We start from the raw sequence: 18623 nt of genomic DNA, 5'->3' as shown, positions 1-18623 counted from the left end.
AACACATGTCTTGGACAGGAGATCCCGTCTGGCTCGCAGATGTCTTGCGCGCCGAGGGAATCAAAGTCGTCGAATACCCCGGCTGGAAAGACCGCGGCCACGGCGACATGGGCACGATCTGGGGTGTCGTCGCACACCACACCGGCAACAACCCACCCGGCAACAACCCCGGCTACATCGCGAACCATCCGAGCCTGGGCTTGTGCTCGCAGATCCACCTGTCCCGAGATGGTGTCGCCACCGTCGTCGGTGTGGGTGTCGCCTGGCATGCCGGCAGCGGATCGTACCCAGGGCTGCCGACCAACGGCGCGAACGAACGCACCATCGGCATCGAGGCAGAGAACAACGGTACCGAGGGCTGGTCGCCCGCGCAGTACGACGCGTATGTGCGGTGCTGCGCCGCGATCCTCCGCAAGATCGGTCAACCTTCCTCGCACGTGATCGGCCACAAGGAGTGGGCTGGTGCGGCGCAAGGCAAGTGGGATCCCGGCGGAATGGACATGAACAAGTTCCGTGCAGACATTCAGGCTCGACTCGACAACAATAAGGAGGCTCCCATGGGTAGCTCGGAAGTGAAGCAGGTACAAGACTTTGTCGCTGGGTTTTGTGGACCGATTGGTTCGGATGTTAAGGACGTTCGGCAGCAGCTGACTGGTGGTCGTGACGCGGGCGAGTACCCCGGCTGGGACCAGTTGGGGGACCGCACCCTTGTCGATGCGTTGGCTGCGATTGGCGCGAAGCTCGGTATCGATGGTTTCAAGGACCCGAAGGCAGGTAAGTGATGACTGCTGATTCTGGTTTGGATGGTTTCGCGAAGTCGTATGTGCAGAACATTCCGTTCGTGAAGCAGAACCGCAAGACGATCGCGAATGTTGTTGGTTTGCTGGCGAATGTGTTGGTGCTGTTGGTCGGGTTGCCGATCTCGGGTACTGCGCAGGTTGTGTTGGCGATCAGTATTCAGGGTGTGTTTGCGGTGTCGGCGTGGTTGGTGCCGAATGCGATCACGCCGCAGCAGGCTTCGGAACTCGACGAGTACGTCGGCCGGCATCGCGCCGAAGGGTAATGACAATCCTGACGCCCTCCGCGTGGGAGGGAATCAGCACAGTCACCGTCGTGATCCTTGCTGCCCTGATTATCGGTATCGCTCTGGCCCGCGGTTGGCTGGTGCTTGGTACAGCGCACAAAGAGTTGATGCGTCTCAAAGATGACGTGATCTCGGATGTGCGCGGCACTCGGGCTGAGGACCGGAAGATCATTCAGACGTTGTCGGACACGGTTCACGCTCAGCGTGTGAATGGTGATTGGGCGGTTCACCTTTTGGAGTCGGTGCAGGCGAATGCTGCTGCTTCTACTTCGGATCGGGGGCAGTCATGAGGTGGCCGTGGTCGAAGGCGCTTGATGCTGCGCGCAATGAGGTGAAGGAAGCTGCCGAGTTGCATGCGTATTCGACGCAGGAGCGCATGAATACGGAGATTGTGGCGGCTGAGGCGATGGCTTCTGCTGAGCGGCAACAAGAAGAGTTCGAGACGAATGGCTGGACACGGCTACTTCAGGAATCAATGGGAGGTAGTCGATGACGCTGGCAGCCAATGTCGCCTTGCTGGCGCTTGCAGTGTTGGTCAACGTGTTCACTCTGATTTATCTTGTCCGGTCGCTGTGGTGGAGGAACCATGTTGGCCGCATCTACGCGGTGAAGTCGGTTGTTCTGTCGGCGGTGCTGAATCAGATTGTGTTGTCGATCTGGTGGGACACGGATTATCCAGGTAGGCAGGCGATCCGGTTGACGATCTATGCGCTTGGTGCGTTGGTGTATGTGCCGATGATTTGGTCGTTGGTGCTTGAGCAGCAGCGGGATCGCCGGAAGCTGGATGAGAAGAAAGTGGGGGTGATTGCTGATGGAGAAGTTGCCTCCCGGTAAGCCTCGGGATCAAGACATTTGGGGGACGTTCAAAAACAACTGGTTCAATCAGTTCCTCGGCGGCTTCGGTAGCCTGTTTGGTGCGATCACCGGCACGGTGAACAACGACTACATTGCGCAGATTCCAATTATCGGCAACCATGAAGCCCGATTGTCTGCAACGGAAGAAGCTGTGCGTCAGTCGATCTTGCAGGGTGAAGCGGTTGCATTCGAGTCGTCTGGCTGGTGGAAGCCGCCACGAAATCTGGTCTACGCCGAACTGATCGGCGTTGCTGCTGGCGCTGGCGGCGCTGGCGGGAAATGGAATGTCGCACCAACTGGACAGCGCGGAGGTTCGGGTGGTGGCGGTGGCGGCGAGAAACATCTCGACGGCATCACGCGACTGTACGCCGAGTTCCTGCCGAAGACCGGAGACGACTACGACTGGATTCGCGTCGACATATACCTCGCCGGACCCGGCGGCGGGAACGACAGCCCGGGGTCCGCTGGCGGAAACATCGTCTTCGGCTCCAACCTCCCACAGCCGCTAGTCGTGTTCGAGGGCGGTTTCGGTGCCGCGGTAGGTGACAGCATTCCTGCGGTCAGCGGCAACGGCGGCAGCGGCATGATCCCTGGTGGCCGTGGCGGTTACGGAGCGCAGACGCCACAGTCCGGGGCTGGCGGAACGAATGGATCGGGTTCCATTTCTCCATACAGTTTCGCTGGTGGTGGCGGCGGTGGCGGCGGCGGAGCGTGCAGCAACTTCAATTCAGCCGGCACTGGCGGTGGCGGCGTTGCGACCACTGGCGGCGCTCCTGGGCAGTCGGGTGTTGCGCCGAACCGAATCATCGCGGCCGGCGGCTCAGGTGGTGGTGGCGCACAAAATGCCAGTGAGCCTGGCGGTGCTGGCGGTTTCCCTGGAGGTGGGGGTGGCGGCGGCTTCGGCGGTGCCACCAGTTCAAGCAATGGCGGTAAGGGCGGCGAAGCGAAGCTGTGGGTCATTGAAACCAAGAATGAGTCCGCATGATCACGCGGGTGCATGTTCTCACTAATTCCGGCGTGTGGGTGAAGCATCCGCGATTGTTCGCGATCCACAGGATCGTCGCTCGCGGCGCGGGCGGCGGCGGAAGTTGGCCCGCAGGAAGCGGCAATGGACACGGCGGTGGCGGCGGGGCCGCGTCGTATACGAAACGTGCCATCGGAGAGTGGGAACTACCCGACTCGGTGGACTACGAAGTTGGCGTCGCCGGATCTGGCGGAAACGAGTCGAAGAGATCAGGCGGCAACGGTGGCGACACCTGGTTCGGTGATTTCATTCGAGCCGGCGGCGGCCAAGGAGCTAGCACCACTACCCGAGGACTCGGCGGGTTCGGCATGTACCGCGGCGGGAACGGCGGGCAATCTGGGCAGCCGGGTGAGTCCGCGTCTTCCGGCCCTGTCGATTTCTCTGCCGGCGGTGGCGGCGGGGCGGGTGCTGGCGGCTTCCTCGGCGGCGCCTCGGGCTACGTGCCGGGAGGCGCTTCGTATCCGGCTCTGTGGCAAACATCCCAGTCGGGCGGCGGTGGGTCCACTGGCAATGCCGGCGGCTTCCCTGCCGGTGGTGGCGGCGGCGGCAAGGACCCGAACTTCGCTGGCGGCAGGGGAGCTGACGGCCTGTTGACCATCATCGAATACATCTTGGAGGAATGAGCTATGTCGACAGCAACTCTCATCGCCCGCGACAACATCACTTACGCGGGACCAGCGAATCACTATCAGCTCGATCCGCCACTCCGTGGCTTCGAGCACGTGATGGTTTACATGGAGCCGGCTTATGGCGGGGCGAGTCCTCGTGTGGTGATTTCACCGAAGCGGATGGATAGCGAACCGATGCTGAACGTGCCGCTGCCTGGATCGGTGTCACTGCATCACGACGCGACGATCGATGAGGCTGCCTGGTTCGCGCTGCTTGCCGCGGGCGGCTACGACATCGTAATACCGCCGGATCCGGAACCTGTTGACAGTGAGGGGGAGTGATGGCTGGTCTCGGCTGGACCCCGTACTACGAGGACATCAATCTTCGGACTGGATACGACTGGATCCCGGACCCGATCCAGAGTGATCGGATGATCTCACCCAGCACTGTCGCGGAAGTGAAGTGGGCGAACGGCACCACCTGGGCCGGCGCGATTGACGGAGACACCCTCACATTCCGCGTCGAAGCTGAACAGGCGGACCTGATTCCGAATGGCACCAAGTACGAGATGCGGATCTCGTATCCGAACAGTGCCACTTCAACGACTGACGACTACCCGTTCTTTGTCGGTAAGGCCCGACGCGACAACATCACAGTGAGGACTAACTGACATGGCAATCACCTGCCCCGTAGCCACAGCGAACAAGGCGGCGACCGATTTCGCTGCACAAGGATCTACCTTCTCCCTCCACACCGCCAATCCGGGTGCGGCTGGTACTGCGAATGAGGCGACTGGCGGTTCGTATGCCCGCCAGACTGCTACCCCTGGCACGGCAGCGTTGGGTGTCGTGCAGTGGTCGCAGATGACGTTCCCGGTCCCGGCTGGCACGTTCACGCACATGTGCCGTTGGAGCGGATCAACTTTGATCGAGGTCATCGACAATCCGGATATCACGATTAGTCCGGCCGGTGAGTCGAAGGTGACTCACAAGGTGACCGTGCCGTACACCCTTCCGGCGTAACCGTGAGGTTCCCGGCCCCGGATGTCGGGGTAGCCCGGTTTCCAGGTCCGGATAGTCGTACGGTTCGGTTTCCTGGGCAGGGTGTGGGTTCGGTCGTGTTTCCGCCGTCGCCGCCGCCGACTGTGTTCATTGGTTCGGAGTCGGTGTTGGAGTTTGTGGCATCTACGACTGCGGTCAATTCGCCGTTCTATGTGGCGGAGTCGGTGCTGGATCTCGTCTCGGCGCCTTCGGTTTCGGCTTCTGTTGCGGTGTTGACTGCATCGGTTCTCGATATCACGTCTGCGGCGCAACCGATTTTCGATGTTGTCACGTCGGAGTCGGTGCTTGATTTCGTGTCGTCGGTGCAGCAGTCGGCGGTCGCGGTGATCGTCTCAGGGTCTGTTCTCGATTTCGTTCCGACATCGACACAGTCTCCGGTGGGTGCCGTTTCGAGTACGTCGACTCTTGATCTTCTGTCCGAGGTCACGGTGTTCCCGGGCGTTCCTGCTGTTGGTGCGTCGGTTCTCGACTACAACCCTTCGGCAATCCAGACACCGGTTGCGGCGGTCACGTCACAGTCGGTCTTGGACATAACCTCTCAGGGAACCATCACTTCGTTCCAGCCGTCGGGTATGACGAAGAATGCGTCGGCGCAGAACTGGTCGGGGTCGTCGACATTCCAGGTGACTGGCATGGTGGCCGAGTCTGGATCGACGCTGTCGGGTAGTGCGCTACTGCCGAATGGCGCGAAGACTGGCGCGACGGTCACAGCGCAAGTCTCCATCTCTGCGACGAACTTCATGGCGTCGATCACCGCTGAGCTCCGCAAGAACGGCACACTTGTGCCCGGTGGCTCGGTCACGGTATCGACATCTTCGACATCGACGGCAACGCTGACCATCCCCACAAGGACAGTCGATGTTGTCGGGACCGATCAGTTCACGATCTGGGTTACTCCGGGCGGCGCCTCCGGTGGCACGGTCGCGGCTGGTGTGAACACCTACGTCCGCATCACCTGACCGGGCTGAGACAATCAGGGTATGGCTTTCGAACCTGACCCCGACACCGGCCAACCCGGCACCGTGAAACTCGCTGACGGACGCTGGGCGTACCGATGGAAAGATGCACCGGACGCAGAGTTGATCATCATGAAGCAACCGGAAACACCCGCGGGATCTGCGGAGTAGCAAACGACTGACGCCCCATCCTCATTGCGAGGGTGGGGCGTCTTTTGTCGTTTCAGGCGGATAGTTCGATGCCCACCTGTGCTGCCGAATGAGTCAGGTGGGCATCGAACTATTCAGTTGTGGTGCGGCGATCTTTGACGGCTTCCCTTCCGTCTCCTGCCAACAGTGCCGACGCTACCAGGTATCGAACAGATGTGCGAGGGAAAGTGTTGGGTAAGAATCGCGATTAACTCCACACATTGGATTCTTAAACTGTTAAGCGCACGGTATTCCAACGTAGCGGTAGGGTGAAACCAGTAGTCCGACTGTCGGTTTCGCGCAGGCCAGACCACGAAAACAGTAGCAATCGAACGCATATTCGATCACAGAATAGAGAAGCCCTAGCGATTCAACGTAGGACCCGGGTTCAATTCCCGGCAGCTCCACAAGGCCAGGTCAGGCAGTGTTTCGACACTCTCGGACCTGGCCTTCTTTTTGTCGGTCCACCGTTACTCCACACTTTGGATTTCACGACTTCCGGGAGATCGCGCCGTCGAGTGCCTCCGCCGCGGCAGTGTGCACCCGGCCTCGACCGTAGTAGACATCCTGCGTCATCGACACCTGCGCGTGCCCGAGTTGGTCCGCTGCCTGCCTCGCGGACAGTCCCTCGTCGTCGAGGATCGTCGCCACCGACTTCCGGAAAGTGTGAGTGGTCACCCACTCCAAACCGAGCGCTGTGCGGATCTGACGCCACCGCCGCTGCACCGTCTCCGGGTCCAGGATCGTGCCGGCCCGCGACTCGAATACATAGGTCGAGTCTTGCCGTCGCCGTTTGAGCATGTCGACGGCGAATTGCGGGAGCGGCAGCACACGTCCGTCACCGGCCTCGGACTTGGTGAGATCCTGCCGCACCAAACCCTGGCCACGGATGCGGACAATCTGCCCGGTCACCGATGCGGTCTTGGCGGTGAGGTCGATGTCCTCGTTGGTACGGATTGCGAGGAGCTCGCTGATGCGGCAGCCGGTGGCCGCGAACAGGGTGATGATGTCTGCCATGTCGTTGGATGCGCAGAATTCGGCGACGGTCGGGATATGAGTGTCCGTGGTCTTCTGCCCGCGGTCGATCTGGTATTGCGACAGCACGACGGGGCATGGCACCTTCGAGGTCCGGAGATCTCGCAGGAGCTGTGCCAACGATTCCGCGTCGAGGGACTGTGCTTGTTTCTTCCGTTTCCCTTCGATCGAGGACAGTTCTCGGATCGGGTTGATGTCGATGGCTTTGAAACGGACCGCGATCTTGAACATGCCGAGCAGGATGGTGCGGTTTTTCCGTGCTGTGGGGACGCCTCGTTGGTTGGCTACGTCTTGGATGAAGGTGTCGAGGGCTTGGGTGGTGACTTCGCGGATGTGGAGGTCACCGAATCGGGTGAGGATCGCTTTGGATTGGCGGTCGTAGTCGCGGAGGGTGTTGTGGGATCGGCCTTGGGTGAGGAGTTGTTTCCAGAATTCGGTCCAGAGTTGGTGGATGGTGCTGGTGGAGTTGAGTCGGCTGTTGTGGTCGATGTGTCGGTTTTTGAGGCTGTCGGTGAGGGTGCGTTCGGCGACGGCGCCGGTTCGGTCTCGGGTGTTGGGTGGGGTGGTTTTGGTGACGTGGCGGCGTTTGCCGTCTTCATCGCGTACCCAGCAGGATGCGACCCAGCGTCCGTCGTCGAGTTGCCGGCGGCTGATCTTTCCGTGTTCACCGACAGGTAGTCGGGGCCGAGGCATCAGTTTCCGCCAGTGACGTTTCGGTTGATGACGCTGACCATGATGCAGTCGGATACAGCAGATCCGAACTCGTCGCCTGCGCTGATGTCGAGCAGTTTTCGTCCGTCAGGTAGAGCCGTGCGCCTGCGTGCGTCACTCGATAGCGAGAAGAGCATTCCATCGCTTTGCGCCCATATGTCAGCGCTCGACACTCGGGTGCCTGCCGAGTCCATGATGTTCGCGCCGATGTAGGCGACATCTTTGCGGCCGTAGACCATGAACACATCTTCAAGGTGCCTGTCAGCTTCGATGAAGGACGCATCGATCTGGTCAATTACCGACTGCGCCGGCGTCTTGCATGCGGCTGGCAGCGGCTTCGAGGTTTGCGCAGCGACAGGCAGAGTGGTCGAAGTTGGCACTGCGGATGTCGTTAGCGGGGTCGTCGCAGCACCAGCGGTTGTCGTTCGGGCCGTTGTGGTTGTGCGAGCTGCCTGCGTCGTGGTTGTTTCGGCTGCTGCGGTTTCAGTGTCGTCGCTGCTGAAGTCGATGCTCTTGAAGATGGCGATGCTTGCGACGGCTGCGACGATGATGCCAATGGCGATGAGCTGACGCTTTCGATCCTTCTTCTGCTCGGGCGTTTCCGGCGTCGGGGTCTGCGCGGCGGGCATGGGTTGTGTCGCGCTGGTCCATTGTTGACCGTCCCAGTAGCGGATCTGCTTATTGTCTTCGGGGTCGGGATGCCAGCCAGCCGGGGGAGTGCTCATTGTGTGGTGCCTTTCAGTTGGTGGATGCGATGCGTTGTTGGATGTATGCGTGTTCTTCGGGCGTCAGGCGTTCGAGTCGTGTCTTCAATACGGGCAGGGTGACCCACAATGCTTCGGCGGTGTTGTCGTCGATGCGTTGGTCGTTCTCGATGAGTGCGGGTGCGAGTTGTTCAACGGTGATGAGGAGTTGGGCGGTTCGGAGTTCGATGGCGCGTTCTTCGAAGATGGCGGTTCGTGCGTCGAGTGGCATCGGGCCGGATTCGACGTGGCACAGCTCATGTGTGAGCCCTACGCGGCGTTCTCGTTGGTTGCAGGTGCGGTCGAGTTGGATTCCGTTGTGGGTCCATCGGCCGACGCATCCGATTCGTCCGAGGTCCACGAAGTCGACTTTGAGGTGTGGGTGGTGGGCTCTGAGGTAGTGCCACGGGTTGAAGCGCGTCATGGTTGTGGAGTGTGAGGTAAACCACCGACAAAGAGTGGACTATGCGCCGCCATCAGGTGCTTCGCCTTGGGATTCATCCTCGGGTTGGAGTTCGGTGCGGAGTCGGTAGTTGTGTTCGGTTTCGCCTTCCATGCGGGCGAGTTCGTATCGGTCTTGGGCATCGTCAACTTCTGTCGGTTGATTCTGGGGTGTCAATCCTGTGGGCCTGACTCCCATTCGTTTTTGGAGTTGGTCGAGGATTTGTTCGTCAGTGAGTAGGTCTGGGTCGGGTGCGAGTCGTTCAACATTGAGGTCTGATTCTGCGATGTATTCGGCGGCGATCAAGGCTTCGGCTATTGGCACTCCGAATGCGACAGCAGTCTTTTTGACTGTGTCGATACTTGGGCTGCCTGTCTTTCCGCTGAGCCATCCTGTGACATTGGATTTGTGATAGCCAGCTTCGTCTGCGAGCCGCGCTTGATCCCAGCCTTTTCGGTTGAGATTGCTACGAAGGAAGTCGCTCCATTTGGACATGTTCGCAGCGTAGATGGTGGTTGTTTCCAACGAAATCGGTTGCTTCAACGCAACCTGCCCCCTATACGAATTACTACCGTGTAATACCGCAGGTAGGGGCTGCTTTTACTGATCGCACCCAGCCTGTCAAAATTCGCAAAAGTTGCAGAGTGCCAACTGGTTGCGTCGAAGCAACCGTGGATGTATGGTGAGTGCATTCAACCAACGCGGTTGAAGCCATCCAATCGGAGACAAAATGACGCGAGGCTTTGCAATCAAAAAGGGCCGCTTCCAGCGCGAAATGAAGAAGCGGGGCATCCCAGATTCCGCCGCTCTTGCCCGTCAGATCGGCATGAACAAGACCACCGCGTGGCGTGTTCTGAACCAGGAAGCGAAAGCCGGACCCGACTTCGTAGACAACGTGCTCGAAGCGTGGGGAATGGAGTTCCACGACTTGTTTACGAGCGCGAAGCCGGTCAGCCGCAGGACCAAGGTGGCGGCATGAGCGCAGAAAAAAGCCGGCCCCGTTGCACCGGGACCGGCGAGGCATCCACCAATCGGAAGGAAAAGCGAATGCACCTAAAGGATATCACTCCGGAGTTGCAGGAAGCAGTGGACAGATTTGATGACGTGTTCGACTTCCATTACCCGCATCTGCGGGTGGAGGGGACTGTCGGCGTAGTGCACGAAGGCTGCACGGTTGAGGCGCTCGACGCTGCGACTGACTTGTTCATCGACTCACTGCCTGTGTCGGTGATCCTATGACCACGCCGAAGTTGCGCGCTTGGGAAACGAAGAAGGAAGCCGCGAAGCATGCTGGCGGCTACACCGAGAAGACCATCGAGCGCTGGATTCGCGATGGGAAACTGCCAGCATATCGAGTGGGTCGCAATATCCGAATTGATCTGTACGAACTCGATGAGTTGATCGTTGCGTCCGCAGTAGAGGTTGAATCATGACCACTCTGACTGGCTTCCAGCTTCCCGAACCTCTCGCGCCTGGCACGGCGGAGTGGTGGACGAAGTACTCGGCGTCGAAGGTCGCGGCGATCGTGGGTTTGTCGAAGTGGGACACCCCTCGCAGCATCTACGACGGCATCGCCGGGATCGTTCCGCCGCAGCCGCAAACCGATGTGCAGGGCCGCGGGCATGAGTTCGAACCGCTGATCCGCGGATGGTTTCAGGACATGCACCCGGATTGGTCAGTGGAGGAGACCTCGACGTGGCAGCACTCGATTCGGGATTGGCAGACAGCGGACCCTGACGGCATCGTCACGATCAGCACTGTTGTCGACGGCGTTGAGGTTGTCGAGATCGAGTTGTTGGAGATCAAGACTGCTGACGACATCCACCAGTGGGGTGATCAGGTCCCGATGCACTATCTGGTGCAGGCGATGTGGCAGATGGATGTGATCGGTGCTCGCCGAACGCATCTCGCGGCGTGCGGTCCGTTCGAACTGTTCCATCGCCGCCCGAAGGTGTTCGTCATCGACTACGACGCCCGCGATGCTGCGGTCTTGCGGGAACGTGTGTTGGCGTTCGATCAGCAGTTGCAGGCAGGTATCCAGCCGGCGGCGGATCATTCGCGTGATTGTGATCGGTTGTCGGTTCGGTATGCGAATACGTCGATTGATGATGATCCGGGTGTGGATGTTCCGGCGGAGATCGCGGTGCCGTATTTGGAGGCGTTTGCGGCGGAAGCTGCTGTGGCGCTGGAGAAGAAGCGGACCGGGTCGGTGTTGTTGGAGTTCCTGGGTTCGTCGAAGAAGGCGACGTTCAACGGTCACACGATCGCGTCGCGTGTGAATAGCAAGGGTGCGCCGTCTATTCGCGCCACGTCTGGCCTTGCGGAGAAGGCTCCCGAAATTTTGAATCCTCGAAAGGCAGTCGCATGACCGAGATCGCAGTACGCAACGAAAATACTCTCGCCGAGATGATGGAGTGGTCGAAGGCGATGTCGACGGGGGACATGCTTCCCCGCCAGTACCGCGGCAACCCTGCCAACTTGATGTTCGCGTGCGAATACGCAGATGCCTTGGGGATCCCGCGCATCAATGCTTTGACAAGCATTCACGTGATCGATGGCAAGCCCACTGCGTCAGCCGATTTGATCGCGTCGCTCGTCCGGAAGGCGGGTCACAAGCTGCGCGTCGAAGGTGACGACACCTACGCGGAGGCGACGATCATCCGCGCCGATGACCCGGACTATGTGCCGAAGCCTGTTCGCTGGGATGAGGCGAAGGCCCGGAAGGCCGGTAAGTGGGCGAGCAAGGGTCCGTGGACGAATTACCCGGCGGCGATGTTGCGGTCTCGGGCGATCACTGAGGCTGCACGGATGTGGGCTTCTGATGCCTTGTATGGCGTGATCTACACGGCTGAGGAGTTGGGCGGCACGATCGATGAGGATGGTGCGCCTGTTGCGGCGCGGCAGCAGCAGCGCCCGCAGGTTGTGTCGTCGCGGCCACGTTCGATCGCCGAGGCGTTGGGGGAGCCGGAAGACACCGAAGTCGTGTCGGTGGACGTTGATTCTTTGCTTGCTGCGATTGAGGCCGCTGAGTCGAAGGATGTGTTGCGGGAGCTGTGGAAGCAGACTGCGACGTTGCCAGCGCAGGAGAAGGACGACATTCAGGCGTTGATCATGGGGCGCATTCAGGGGATGTCGGAGCCTGAGTCGGATGGCGCCTCGCTGCCTGAGGCTGAGCAGTTGCCGTTGAATTCGGAGCCTGTGGACGCGGAGACCGTGGAAGAGCAGGCAGCGTCATGAGCCTCTACCACCAGGACACCTGCACCTGTTCCGGTCCGGTGCCGGGTTGGAATCAGCACGAAGCCTGGTGTGGGCAGCGTGAGGACCGTGGTGGCCCGTACAACCGTTGGTCGCATCCGGACGCGAACCTCCCCACCGAAACCCCCAAGGACGCAGCATGACAACTGGTGCGATCGAAATCGACTGCTGGTATGAGACTCGATGGCTGTGCCCAAAGTGTGGACGGTTCCTAGCGGAATCCTCTATTGGTGGCGAAGACGTGTACGACCCGATCAATTCGTATTACGGCTTCTACTCCCGGATTTGGGGCGACTGCAAAAAGTGCGGACGCGTGGATGAACCGAACTGTGTGCCAACGAAAGCCCACCCCATTGACCCGAAGGAGTACACGCATGACGACTGGTGAGCAGCTCAGGTTGGACGGGCAAGACGCAGCCCTCGCAGCCGCAACAGTCGGACACCACGACCACCCCAACCGCATCGAAACCGCACTCACAGAACTCATCCGATCCGGCCGTGAGTTCTCCGCCGACCACGTCCGCGACGCAGTCCCACCCGAAACCCGCGACTGGATGACAGACCACTACAACGTCCTCCCCGCACTCATCGGCCAACACGCCCGCCGAGGACACATCCACCACGTCGGCTGGTGCTCACCCACCCGCCAAACCCGCCACAACAACCCCAACCGCACATGGAAAGGCACGGCATGAGCACCACAACCATCGGAATCCACGAACTCTCTGCACTGATGGACTGCAGTCCGCAGACCATCCTCAACAACCGCAAAACTCATCGCCTGTATCGGAAGGGATTCAAAAACGGGTCAGGAAAGAGCAGCCCGCTTCGCTGGTTCCAAGACGACGTAGACGCCTACTTCGAGTCGATCCGTGAAGAGATCCGCAACAGCGAAGCAGCCCGCGAATCGGTGAATCAGTGAACCGGCCCGCCATGTTGCGGGCCACCATCTGCACGCCCTGGGGCTACTACGCCCCAGGGATGCAGGTCTCCGCAGTTGCCGTCAACGGCTCCACAGTAACCATCTGCCTCGACAACAATCACCACCCGGCCGGCGTCTGCCACTTCGTACGAGTGCCGCATTCGCAGGTCACCATCGCACACGACAGACAATCCCAGGCGGCATAAATGGCAGCGGATGGCGGGCGTCAATACGCCCAAATCTTGAAACGAATATGGGCTGACACGGACTGGAAATCTCTCACCCGAGACGCACAGTGGATGTATCAACTGTTGCTTTCGCAGCCGTCGATGAACTACGCGGGTGTGCTTCCGTTGACTTCTCGGAGGTGGGCGAAACTCGCATCCGACGCGACGATCGAGATCGTGGAAAAGGCGCTCGAATTTCTTCACGAACGCGGGTTTCTGGTCGTGGATTGGGACACCGAGGAGGTGCTGATTCGGTCGTTCATCCGTAACGACGGACTGTGGAAACAGCCGAACATGCTTACCACTGCCCTCCGACACGCGGATGATGTGTCGTCGGATCACATCAAATGGGCGCTTCATGACGAGCTTTTACGTATCCCGGAGCATGGCCGGCGGGGGACGCTCGAAAAGGAAGCATCGGCGCTGGTGGAGGGGGTTGGGGGAAGGGATGCGCTATCCCATAGCGGAAGGGATAGCTCTACCCCTAGCGAGGGGATACCCGCGACCGGAGGTGTAGGTGGTTACTTAAGTAGGGAACAGGAAGCACCTTTCACCGATCAACTTTCAACTTCACCTCGTCCCCAAGTTGATCTGTCAACCTCACTTGCGAATCGAACGCGAAAACGCGGGGGACGAGAAATCGCGGATCACCTCAACGGGACAGCGCACTCCGCGCAGGCGCACATCATCGCCAAGGCGTACTCCGATTCGTGCCCGTCGCCAGTCCCCGGCGATGTCGTTTCGAAGATCGCCCAAGCCGTCGACGGATGCCTCAAGTCCGGGGTGAGTCGGGAGCAGATCGAAACCGGGATCGCGGACTGGGCGGCATCACCGATGACAGCGCCGTCGATGATCCCCGGCTTCGTCCACAAAGCCGCCAACCGGCCGGCGTCACCATCTGACGGCGGAATCGGGAAAGCCACCAAGAAAGCGATGGGTTGGGCCGACATGGGCAACCAACTCGCGCAACGGCAAGCCGACGCACTCAACAACGCAACCCAGAAAGGGCTTACCGCATGACAATCGAAGCGACACCGCAACAGCTCTCCGACACCGGGCTGATCATCGGACGCGCCGCCCTGTTCGACAACAGGTTCAGCGAAGCCGACATCGGTCGAGGTGGGGCATGGGCGGAAGCGCTCGCGCCGTACAACCTCGACCTCCCGGACGCCCTCAACGCCGTGACCGTGCACTACCGCAACGAACCTTCACGGATGGTCATGCCGGCGGATGTGATTCGGATTGCCCGCGAGATTCGGATCGACCGTGCGCAGCGCGAGCCTGCTGCTGATCGTGAGTTGCGGCAGTTGCAGCACGACGTGAAGCACGGTTTGGTTCGGGGTGATGCGCAGTTGGGTGGTTTGCCGATCGGTGGGGCGGACGGGAAGCCTGTTCCTGGCGCGTATGCGGTGAACAACGCGATCGAGCATGTGTGCCCGTCGTGTGGGGCTGACGAGTACCAGGCGTGCACGAACAAGATTTCGGGGGTGGAGCGGAAGATGCCGTGCCTGCCGAGGTTGAAGATCGAAGCTGAACCGAACCTGAAGTACGCGAAATGAAAACCGGCCCTGAAATCGTTTCTGAGCGATTTGGTATCGCGGTTGGTGTGGATGTGCCGGGTGAGGCCCGTTCGCCCACTGGCGTCGCATTCAGCCGTCGGGAAAATGCATCACTATCGAATGGTTGGAATCAATCAACCGCAAGGAATGAAATCATCCAACACGGTTGCGTGAAACCAACCAACGCGATAGGTTCAAACCACCTCGTTGCACCGAGGTCAAAAATCGGAAGGAATGTCATGACTGTTCTTGCTTTTCGTTCGCGTGGCCGGCACCGCACAGGTGTTCCCGCGCTTGAACTCATCGCTTCACGTAAGCCCGCCACTGTGAATGCTCCGGTGTGCGGCAACTGCACTTCCATCAACCTCAGCGCTCACACGGATCCCGGGTTTGGGGATTACTTCGTGTGTGAGGACTGCATGACGCAGCTCGACACCAATGGGGGCCGACTGTGAAAACTCTTGCGCAGCATTGCGACACGCTCGAATCCCTCGGCCTCATGGACGACTACACCGGCAGAGCCGAGAAGCTCGCCAGGCGCCGCGACTTCTACATCAACCTGAAAGCGCACATCGCGCTCGCCGCATTCGGAGCAACCGGCGGCGGAATCATCTACCTCTGGGCGATCGGATACACAGCATGAGCACACGAGAAGAATTGGCCGATACCATCGCCGTCGCCCTGCGTGGCGAAGACCAGTTCGGCTACACCGACATCAGCGACTTGAGCGACGCCGTCCTCGACGGCCGTTACGACCTCCTTGCCGTCGCCGACGCGGTCCTCGCCGACTACCAGCACAAGCCTCGCACAGTGGACAGCGCGGCCGAACTCACAGCCGAATCTGACGGCACGATACTGCGGGACGAACACGGCATGGTCGGCGTCATCGCATCCGCCCGTGACGGTTCCGGGTTCCGTTATGTGCTGATGGTGGGCGATCCTCGTCCGTACACCTTCGCATCGTGGGCAGTATCGCCAAGCATCGTCCTGTTCACTCCGGAGGTAAAAGCATGAGCACCCCACACGATCGCCTCGTCGACATCATCGAGAAGCGTCTGCCCACCAACATCTTTGAGTCTCTCGGTGACGACTGGGCGTCAGACCTTGCAACCGAAATCATCAACACGTGGCAGGCGAAAGAAGTTGAAGCCCTCGTCGACGCAGCACAGCAGGCGCGGAAGCAGTTGGCTAAGGCCCGCGCTGACCTCGAGCAGCACCTGATGACCGCGAACATGCCCAACGTTGGCGGTGCAATGTGAGCACCGACAACTTCGTCCCAGACGGACTCGTCCACGTCGGATGGTTCTGCCACCACGAACCCTCGACCTACAACTCCGCGACCCGCAAATACGAACGGGAAGTGCCGCACCGCGAATGGAAATGGAAGAACGAGGAGTGGAAGGCCAAGAAGGCGCCGAACACCATCTCCTCCGTCGAAGCTAAGTCCAAGTACCACGACCGAGGGCCGGCCTGCCCACTCGCGCAGCCGATGTTCGTCGGCGAAACATCAGAGGCCGCTCTCAATTTCCTTGCAGACATGGGCGGTGCAATGTGAGCGAAAACCGCATCGAAGCCCTCGCAAAAGCACTGTACGAGAACGGAAACCCCCAGCACACCGCAGAGGATCGCGCAATGCTCGGCCCGTTCGAAGAGTTGGATGTGTTGCAGCAGACGATCTGGATCGACCTCGCCAACGCCGCCCACAACCACCTGAGCGGGCGGATAGCACCAGTCCTCAAAGACTTCGACTGGCACATCCAGAACGCCTCGAACGGTGCGGTCTTCGCGGCAGAGGCCGACGACGGACAGAGCCTCATCTCATGGCAAAACGAGATGGGCATCTACCAGCGCGCAGCCAGGTTGCTCCGCACGGCAGTCGAGGGGGAGTGATGGCGCACTTCGACAACGACGACGGACTAGACGACCCCGTCACCCTCGACCGCTGGGAAGACAACGACGCATGGGACCGAGCCTACGAGGAAGCCACAGGGAAATGATCGCAACCAGCCTCTCCACCCAATCCTGCCCCACAGGCCTATGCGGACAATGCGGGCCCTGCCGACGCGAAATGCGCGAAGCCGACCGGTTGATGATCCCGAAAGTTCAAGCACCAATCGAACTCTCACCCACCGTCCAACAACTCCTAGCCGAAGACCGCAAACGCGAACGCCGCACCCGACGCCCCATCGCAAAAGTACAAAACCGGCGCAAACCAACCACCCCACCAAAACCCACCACCACAAACTGCGCCAACTGCGGCCAACACCGCGCCCTCCACAACCGAGGCATGGGCAAAGTCCTCGACGGACACGGCAACCTCTGCGCCGTCTGCCACGACACACCCCAATACCAAGCCCGACTCAAACAACTCCAAACACAACCACTCAACGCAGCCAACTCCCGCCTCGCCGGACGCCTCCAACGCCGCCTCGAACGCACCACCCGCAACGGACGCCCCTACCACCCCAACGCACCACACGGCACACCCACCGGATACACCAGCTACGGATGCCGCTGCCACCCATGCGCCACATGGCGAATCAACGACGACCGCACCCGCCGAGGCCTCACATGACCCACACCCTCACCATCATCGACACTCACCACCCCGGCCGACCGCCCCTCACCATGAACGAATGGCGCAACGCCCACTGGACAAAAAAGTCCAAGGCCCGCACCCGCATCCACTGGCAGATCCGACAAGCACTACAAACCAACCCGATCCCAATGTGCGAACAAGTAACCATCAGCATCACCCAATACGCACCCGACGCCCGCATCCGAGACGCAGACGGCCTCAGCGCATTCCGCAAAGACGCCATCGACGCCCTCCGCCAACACGTCATCCCCGACGACGCCCAAAAACATGTGATCGACGGCGGAAACACCATCGACCTCGACCGCGAAAACCCTCGCATCGAAATCCGAATCGAGCCCACACCATGACCGACAAAGACCTCGGTACTGCCGCTGGCGACATCTTCGCAAAAGCCTTCACCCTCGGCTACGAAACCGGCCGTCTCATCCCTGCTGGCGGTATGGCACTCACCGCCGAACAGGTGGAAGACGTGCGGAAGTTGTCGCAGATGGACCCGTGGTGGTCCGCCGAGCATGTCGAGGAAGTGCAGGCCCGTGTCCGCGCCCTGTTCCCGGCAACCGAACCCGCCGAGGAGGAGACGAAAGCGGAACTGTGCGCGGTGCGTCTGTGCGTACTCCCCGCTAGACATTCCGGCGTCCACGCCGACCGCGAAGGTCTCAGGTGGAACAACCCCACCTCCTCGCCGGTTGTCCCTGCACCCACCGAAACAGAGTGGCAGACATGGCAGGAAGTGCCCGAAGGCGTTTGGTTCCTCACCAACCAGAACATCGGGTGCTGGATGCGACGTGACGGCGACAAGGTCACGACGGTTACCGGCGGCTGGCCGGTGTGCACGGATTCACTTGTCGCGCAGGCCCCGTTCGTTGCGGCCGAGGAGGGGTGAGCATGACACTCACAATGACCGACCTGTTCTCTGGTGGTGGGGGCAGCTCGGAAGGCATGACACAGGCCGGCATTCACGTGCAGGTCGCCGCGAACCACTGGGATACAGCGATCGCCACACACCAGAAGAACCATCCGGACACCGAGCACATCACCGCGAACCTGTCCGAAGTCGACTGGCGCACCTTCCCGACGTCGAACATCCTGTGGGCGTCACCATCCTGCGTGTGGCACGCACGATCAGGCGGACGGAAGCAGCCGCCTGCCGAGAAAGAGATGCGGCGCGCTGACGCCGGATCCGTCGATCGGGCAACAGCGTTCGCAGTGATCGCGGCATCCGAGGTTCACCAGTACAACGCGGTGATCGTGGAGAACGTGCCCGAGTTCCAGGCATGGAGTCTCTACAACTGGTGGCTCGACGGGATGCGGGCACTCGGCTACCGGCAACAGGTGATCTTGCTCGACGCCGC

Annotated in this window: 33 protein-coding genes; 29 read left to right on the top strand and 4 right to left on the bottom strand. The window is 60.4% G+C overall.

Translation table 11 applies throughout. From position 1 onward, the window contains the following. Positions 1-5 precede the first annotated feature (5 nt). From ACFC1I_RS20790 to ACFC1I_RS20740, 11 genes are all read left to right on the top strand, one after another. Complete coding sequence (locus tag ACFC1I_RS20790; protein ID WP_376013981.1) at positions 6-782, top strand: N-acetylmuramoyl-L-alanine amidase; 777 nt, start codon at positions 6-8, stop codon at positions 780-782. Next, on the top strand, positions 779-1063 hold the full coding sequence (locus ACFC1I_RS20785; protein WP_376013979.1) for a hypothetical protein: 285 nt from the start codon (positions 779-781) through the stop codon (positions 1061-1063). The genes ACFC1I_RS20790 and ACFC1I_RS20785 overlap by 4 nt, the downstream gene beginning before the upstream one ends. Beyond that, positions 1063-1374 carry a hypothetical protein gene (locus ACFC1I_RS20780; protein ID WP_269609802.1) on the top strand — a complete coding sequence of 104 codons (312 nt, stop codon included), beginning with the start codon at positions 1063-1065 and terminating at the stop codon, positions 1372-1374. The genes ACFC1I_RS20785 and ACFC1I_RS20780 overlap by 1 nt, the downstream gene beginning before the upstream one ends. Further along, positions 1371-1577, top strand: coding sequence for a hypothetical protein (locus tag ACFC1I_RS20775; protein ID WP_376013977.1), 207 nt, complete (start codon positions 1371-1373; stop codon positions 1575-1577). Before ACFC1I_RS20780 ends, ACFC1I_RS20775 begins: the two co-directional genes overlap by 4 nt. Then, positions 1574-1918 carry a hypothetical protein gene (locus tag ACFC1I_RS20770; RefSeq protein ID WP_376013975.1) on the top strand — a complete coding sequence of 115 codons (345 nt, stop codon included), beginning with the start codon at positions 1574-1576 and terminating at the stop codon, positions 1916-1918. The genes ACFC1I_RS20775 and ACFC1I_RS20770 overlap by 4 nt, the downstream gene beginning before the upstream one ends. Beyond that, positions 1896-2924, top strand: a complete 1029-nt coding sequence (locus tag ACFC1I_RS20765) for a hypothetical protein (RefSeq protein WP_376013972.1) — start codon at positions 1896-1898, stop codon at positions 2922-2924. The genes ACFC1I_RS20770 and ACFC1I_RS20765 overlap by 23 nt, the downstream gene beginning before the upstream one ends. Beyond that, the gene (locus tag ACFC1I_RS20760) at positions 2921-3586 is read left to right on the top strand and encodes a hypothetical protein (protein ID WP_376013969.1); all 666 of its coding nucleotides are present in this window, start codon (positions 2921-2923) and stop codon (positions 3584-3586) included. Before ACFC1I_RS20765 ends, ACFC1I_RS20760 begins: the two co-directional genes overlap by 4 nt. A gap of 3 nt (positions 3587-3589) precedes the next feature. Continuing rightward, the gene (locus tag ACFC1I_RS20755; RefSeq protein WP_376013967.1) at positions 3590-3913 is read left to right on the top strand and encodes a hypothetical protein; all 324 of its coding nucleotides are present in this window, start codon (positions 3590-3592) and stop codon (positions 3911-3913) included. After that, complete coding sequence (locus ACFC1I_RS20750) at positions 3913-4242, top strand: hypothetical protein (RefSeq protein ID WP_376013965.1); 330 nt, start codon at positions 3913-3915, stop codon at positions 4240-4242. Before ACFC1I_RS20755 ends, ACFC1I_RS20750 begins: the two co-directional genes overlap by 1 nt. Before the next feature lies 1 nt (position 4243). After that, positions 4244-4594, top strand: a complete 351-nt coding sequence (locus tag ACFC1I_RS20745; RefSeq protein ID WP_376013962.1) for a hypothetical protein — start codon at positions 4244-4246, stop codon at positions 4592-4594. Between the two features lie 83 nt (positions 4595-4677). Further along, positions 4678-5592 (top strand): hypothetical protein, encoded by a 915-nt coding sequence (locus ACFC1I_RS20740; RefSeq protein ID WP_376013959.1) that lies wholly within the window; start codon positions 4678-4680, stop codon positions 5590-5592. A gap of 675 nt (positions 5593-6267) precedes the next feature. Here ACFC1I_RS20740 and xerC read toward each other — a convergent pair. The 4 genes from xerC to ACFC1I_RS20720 are packed head-to-tail and all read right to left on the bottom strand — an operon-like array spanning position 6268 to position 9204. After that, the gene (gene xerC / locus ACFC1I_RS20735; protein WP_376013956.1) at positions 6268-7506 is read right to left on the bottom strand and encodes a tyrosine recombinase XerC; all 1239 of its coding nucleotides are present in this window, start codon (positions 7504-7506) and stop codon (positions 6268-6270) included. Further along, positions 7506-8249 carry a DUF2510 domain-containing protein gene (locus tag ACFC1I_RS20730; protein ID WP_376013954.1) on the bottom strand — a complete coding sequence of 248 codons (744 nt, stop codon included), beginning with the start codon at positions 8247-8249 and terminating at the stop codon, positions 7506-7508. Before ACFC1I_RS20730 ends, xerC begins: the two co-directional genes overlap by 1 nt. 13 nt (positions 8250-8262) lie before the next feature. Further along, on the bottom strand, positions 8263-8691 hold the full coding sequence (locus tag ACFC1I_RS20725) for a hypothetical protein (RefSeq protein ID WP_376013952.1): 429 nt from the start codon (positions 8689-8691) through the stop codon (positions 8263-8265). A 39-nt stretch (positions 8692-8730) separates the two neighbouring features. Further along, complete coding sequence (locus ACFC1I_RS20720) at positions 8731-9204, bottom strand: helix-turn-helix domain-containing protein (protein ID WP_376013949.1); 474 nt, start codon at positions 9202-9204, stop codon at positions 8731-8733. A gap of 235 nt (positions 9205-9439) precedes the next feature. Between ACFC1I_RS20720 and ACFC1I_RS20715 the strand changes: the two genes are divergently transcribed. From ACFC1I_RS20715 to ACFC1I_RS20630, 18 genes are all read left to right on the top strand, one after another. Beyond that, positions 9440-9688 carry a hypothetical protein gene (locus ACFC1I_RS20715; RefSeq protein ID WP_296554270.1) on the top strand — a complete coding sequence of 83 codons (249 nt, stop codon included), beginning with the start codon at positions 9440-9442 and terminating at the stop codon, positions 9686-9688. Beyond that, positions 9685-9948: a hypothetical protein gene (locus ACFC1I_RS20710; RefSeq protein ID WP_376013946.1), complete on the top strand. Its 264-nt coding sequence runs from the start codon at positions 9685-9687 to the stop codon at positions 9946-9948. The genes ACFC1I_RS20715 and ACFC1I_RS20710 overlap by 4 nt, the downstream gene beginning before the upstream one ends. Continuing rightward, complete coding sequence (locus ACFC1I_RS20705; protein WP_376013943.1) at positions 9945-10142, top strand: helix-turn-helix domain-containing protein; 198 nt, start codon at positions 9945-9947, stop codon at positions 10140-10142. Before ACFC1I_RS20710 ends, ACFC1I_RS20705 begins: the two co-directional genes overlap by 4 nt. After that, positions 10139-11077, top strand: a complete 939-nt coding sequence (locus ACFC1I_RS20700) for a YqaJ viral recombinase family protein (RefSeq protein WP_376013941.1) — start codon at positions 10139-10141, stop codon at positions 11075-11077. Before ACFC1I_RS20705 ends, ACFC1I_RS20700 begins: the two co-directional genes overlap by 4 nt. Then, positions 11074-11946, top strand: coding sequence for a recombinase RecT (locus ACFC1I_RS20695; protein ID WP_376013938.1), 873 nt, complete (start codon positions 11074-11076; stop codon positions 11944-11946). Before ACFC1I_RS20700 ends, ACFC1I_RS20695 begins: the two co-directional genes overlap by 4 nt. Positions 11947-12338: 392 nt before the next feature. Further along, complete coding sequence (locus ACFC1I_RS20690) at positions 12339-12659, top strand: hypothetical protein (RefSeq protein ID WP_376013935.1); 321 nt, start codon at positions 12339-12341, stop codon at positions 12657-12659. Then, positions 12656-12886 carry a hypothetical protein gene (locus tag ACFC1I_RS20685; RefSeq protein ID WP_376013933.1) on the top strand — a complete coding sequence of 77 codons (231 nt, stop codon included), beginning with the start codon at positions 12656-12658 and terminating at the stop codon, positions 12884-12886. The genes ACFC1I_RS20690 and ACFC1I_RS20685 overlap by 4 nt, the downstream gene beginning before the upstream one ends. Before the next feature lie 206 nt (positions 12887-13092). Continuing rightward, positions 13093-14133 carry a hypothetical protein gene (locus tag ACFC1I_RS20680; RefSeq protein WP_376013931.1) on the top strand — a complete coding sequence of 347 codons (1041 nt, stop codon included), beginning with the start codon at positions 13093-13095 and terminating at the stop codon, positions 14131-14133. Further along, a complete protein-coding gene (locus ACFC1I_RS20675) occupies positions 14130-14672 on the top strand; it encodes a hypothetical protein (protein ID WP_376013929.1) in 543 nt (180 codons plus the stop codon). Before ACFC1I_RS20680 ends, ACFC1I_RS20675 begins: the two co-directional genes overlap by 4 nt. After that, complete coding sequence (locus tag ACFC1I_RS20670) at positions 14669-15127, top strand: hypothetical protein (RefSeq protein ID WP_376013926.1); 459 nt, start codon at positions 14669-14671, stop codon at positions 15125-15127. Before ACFC1I_RS20675 ends, ACFC1I_RS20670 begins: the two co-directional genes overlap by 4 nt. Positions 15128-15171: 44 nt before the next feature. Further along, complete coding sequence (locus ACFC1I_RS20665) at positions 15172-15315, top strand: hypothetical protein (protein ID WP_376013923.1); 144 nt, start codon at positions 15172-15174, stop codon at positions 15313-15315. Continuing rightward, positions 15312-15686: a hypothetical protein gene (locus ACFC1I_RS20660; protein ID WP_376013921.1), complete on the top strand. Its 375-nt coding sequence runs from the start codon at positions 15312-15314 to the stop codon at positions 15684-15686. Before ACFC1I_RS20665 ends, ACFC1I_RS20660 begins: the two co-directional genes overlap by 4 nt. After that, a complete protein-coding gene (locus tag ACFC1I_RS20655; RefSeq protein ID WP_376013919.1) occupies positions 15683-15931 on the top strand; it encodes a hypothetical protein in 249 nt (82 codons plus the stop codon). Before ACFC1I_RS20660 ends, ACFC1I_RS20655 begins: the two co-directional genes overlap by 4 nt. Then, on the top strand, positions 15928-16227 hold the full coding sequence (locus ACFC1I_RS20650) for a hypothetical protein (RefSeq protein WP_376013916.1): 300 nt from the start codon (positions 15928-15930) through the stop codon (positions 16225-16227). Before ACFC1I_RS20655 ends, ACFC1I_RS20650 begins: the two co-directional genes overlap by 4 nt. Beyond that, on the top strand, positions 16224-16562 hold the full coding sequence (locus ACFC1I_RS20645) for a hypothetical protein (protein WP_376013913.1): 339 nt from the start codon (positions 16224-16226) through the stop codon (positions 16560-16562). Before ACFC1I_RS20650 ends, ACFC1I_RS20645 begins: the two co-directional genes overlap by 4 nt. A 681-nt stretch (positions 16563-17243) precedes the next feature. After that, the gene (locus ACFC1I_RS20640) at positions 17244-17618 is read left to right on the top strand and encodes a hypothetical protein (RefSeq protein ID WP_376013910.1); all 375 of its coding nucleotides are present in this window, start codon (positions 17244-17246) and stop codon (positions 17616-17618) included. Beyond that, a complete protein-coding gene (locus tag ACFC1I_RS20635; RefSeq protein ID WP_376013907.1) occupies positions 17615-18154 on the top strand; it encodes a hypothetical protein in 540 nt (179 codons plus the stop codon). Before ACFC1I_RS20640 ends, ACFC1I_RS20635 begins: the two co-directional genes overlap by 4 nt. 14 nt (positions 18155-18168) lie before the next feature. After that, a partial coding sequence (locus ACFC1I_RS20630) for a DNA cytosine methyltransferase (RefSeq protein WP_376013905.1) occupies positions 18169-18623 on the top strand: 455 nt, incomplete at its 3' end.

Origin of the sequence: Microbacterium sp. NPDC056044 (genome assembly GCF_042267145.1) — a bacterium.
Taxonomy (GTDB): Bacteria; Actinomycetota; Actinomycetes; order Actinomycetales; family Microbacteriaceae; genus Microbacterium.
This window is presented reverse-complemented; position numbering and strand designations above follow the sequence as displayed.

Coding starts and splice junctions, on each gene's coding strand:
- ACFC1I_RS20690 (WP_376013935.1), top strand. CDS start 12,339: ATGACGACTGGTGAGCAGCTCAGGTTGGACGGGCAAGACGCAGCCCTC.
- ACFC1I_RS20635 (WP_376013907.1), top strand. CDS start 17,615: ATGACCGACAAAGACCTCGGTACTGCCGCTGGCGACATCTTCGCAAAA.
- ACFC1I_RS20760 (WP_376013969.1), top strand. CDS start 2,921: ATGATCACGCGGGTGCATGTTCTCACTAATTCCGGCGTGTGGGTGAAG.
- ACFC1I_RS20730 (WP_376013954.1), bottom strand. CDS start 8,249: ATGAGCACTCCCCCGGCTGGCTGGCATCCCGACCCCGAAGACAATAAG.
- ACFC1I_RS20755 (WP_376013967.1), top strand. CDS start 3,590: ATGTCGACAGCAACTCTCATCGCCCGCGACAACATCACTTACGCGGGA.
- ACFC1I_RS20770 (WP_376013975.1), top strand. CDS start 1,574: ATGACGCTGGCAGCCAATGTCGCCTTGCTGGCGCTTGCAGTGTTGGTC.
- ACFC1I_RS20680 (WP_376013931.1), top strand. CDS start 13,093: ATGGCAGCGGATGGCGGGCGTCAATACGCCCAAATCTTGAAACGAATA.
- ACFC1I_RS20655 (WP_376013919.1), top strand. CDS start 15,683: ATGAGCACCCCACACGATCGCCTCGTCGACATCATCGAGAAGCGTCTG.
- ACFC1I_RS20790 (WP_376013981.1), top strand. CDS start 6: ATGTCTTGGACAGGAGATCCCGTCTGGCTCGCAGATGTCTTGCGCGCC.
- ACFC1I_RS20765 (WP_376013972.1), top strand. CDS start 1,896: ATGGAGAAGTTGCCTCCCGGTAAGCCTCGGGATCAAGACATTTGGGGG.
- xerC (WP_376013956.1), bottom strand. CDS start 7,506: ATGCCTCGGCCCCGACTACCTGTCGGTGAACACGGAAAGATCAGCCGC.
- ACFC1I_RS20670 (WP_376013926.1), top strand. CDS start 14,669: ATGAAAACCGGCCCTGAAATCGTTTCTGAGCGATTTGGTATCGCGGTT.
- ACFC1I_RS20720 (WP_376013949.1), bottom strand. CDS start 9,204: ATGTCCAAATGGAGCGACTTCCTTCGTAGCAATCTCAACCGAAAAGGC.
- ACFC1I_RS20695 (WP_376013938.1), top strand. CDS start 11,074: ATGACCGAGATCGCAGTACGCAACGAAAATACTCTCGCCGAGATGATG.
- ACFC1I_RS20665 (WP_376013923.1), top strand. CDS start 15,172: ATGGACGACTACACCGGCAGAGCCGAGAAGCTCGCCAGGCGCCGCGAC.
- ACFC1I_RS20780 (WP_269609802.1), top strand. CDS start 1,063: ATGACAATCCTGACGCCCTCCGCGTGGGAGGGAATCAGCACAGTCACC.
- ACFC1I_RS20750 (WP_376013965.1), top strand. CDS start 3,913: ATGGCTGGTCTCGGCTGGACCCCGTACTACGAGGACATCAATCTTCGG.
- ACFC1I_RS20705 (WP_376013943.1), top strand. CDS start 9,945: ATGACCACGCCGAAGTTGCGCGCTTGGGAAACGAAGAAGGAAGCCGCG.
- ACFC1I_RS20775 (WP_376013977.1), top strand. CDS start 1,371: ATGAGGTGGCCGTGGTCGAAGGCGCTTGATGCTGCGCGCAATGAGGTG.
- ACFC1I_RS20660 (WP_376013921.1), top strand. CDS start 15,312: ATGAGCACACGAGAAGAATTGGCCGATACCATCGCCGTCGCCCTGCGT.
- ACFC1I_RS20725 (WP_376013952.1), bottom strand. CDS start 8,691: ATGACGCGCTTCAACCCGTGGCACTACCTCAGAGCCCACCACCCACAC.
- ACFC1I_RS20685 (WP_376013933.1), top strand. CDS start 12,656: ATGAGCACCACAACCATCGGAATCCACGAACTCTCTGCACTGATGGAC.
- ACFC1I_RS20700 (WP_376013941.1), top strand. CDS start 10,139: ATGACCACTCTGACTGGCTTCCAGCTTCCCGAACCTCTCGCGCCTGGC.
- ACFC1I_RS20640 (WP_376013910.1), top strand. CDS start 17,244: ATGACCCACACCCTCACCATCATCGACACTCACCACCCCGGCCGACCG.
- ACFC1I_RS20745 (WP_376013962.1), top strand. CDS start 4,244: ATGGCAATCACCTGCCCCGTAGCCACAGCGAACAAGGCGGCGACCGAT.
- ACFC1I_RS20715 (WP_296554270.1), top strand. CDS start 9,440: ATGACGCGAGGCTTTGCAATCAAAAAGGGCCGCTTCCAGCGCGAAATG.
- ACFC1I_RS20675 (WP_376013929.1), top strand. CDS start 14,130: ATGACAATCGAAGCGACACCGCAACAGCTCTCCGACACCGGGCTGATC.
- ACFC1I_RS20710 (WP_376013946.1), top strand. CDS start 9,685: ATGAGCGCAGAAAAAAGCCGGCCCCGTTGCACCGGGACCGGCGAGGCA.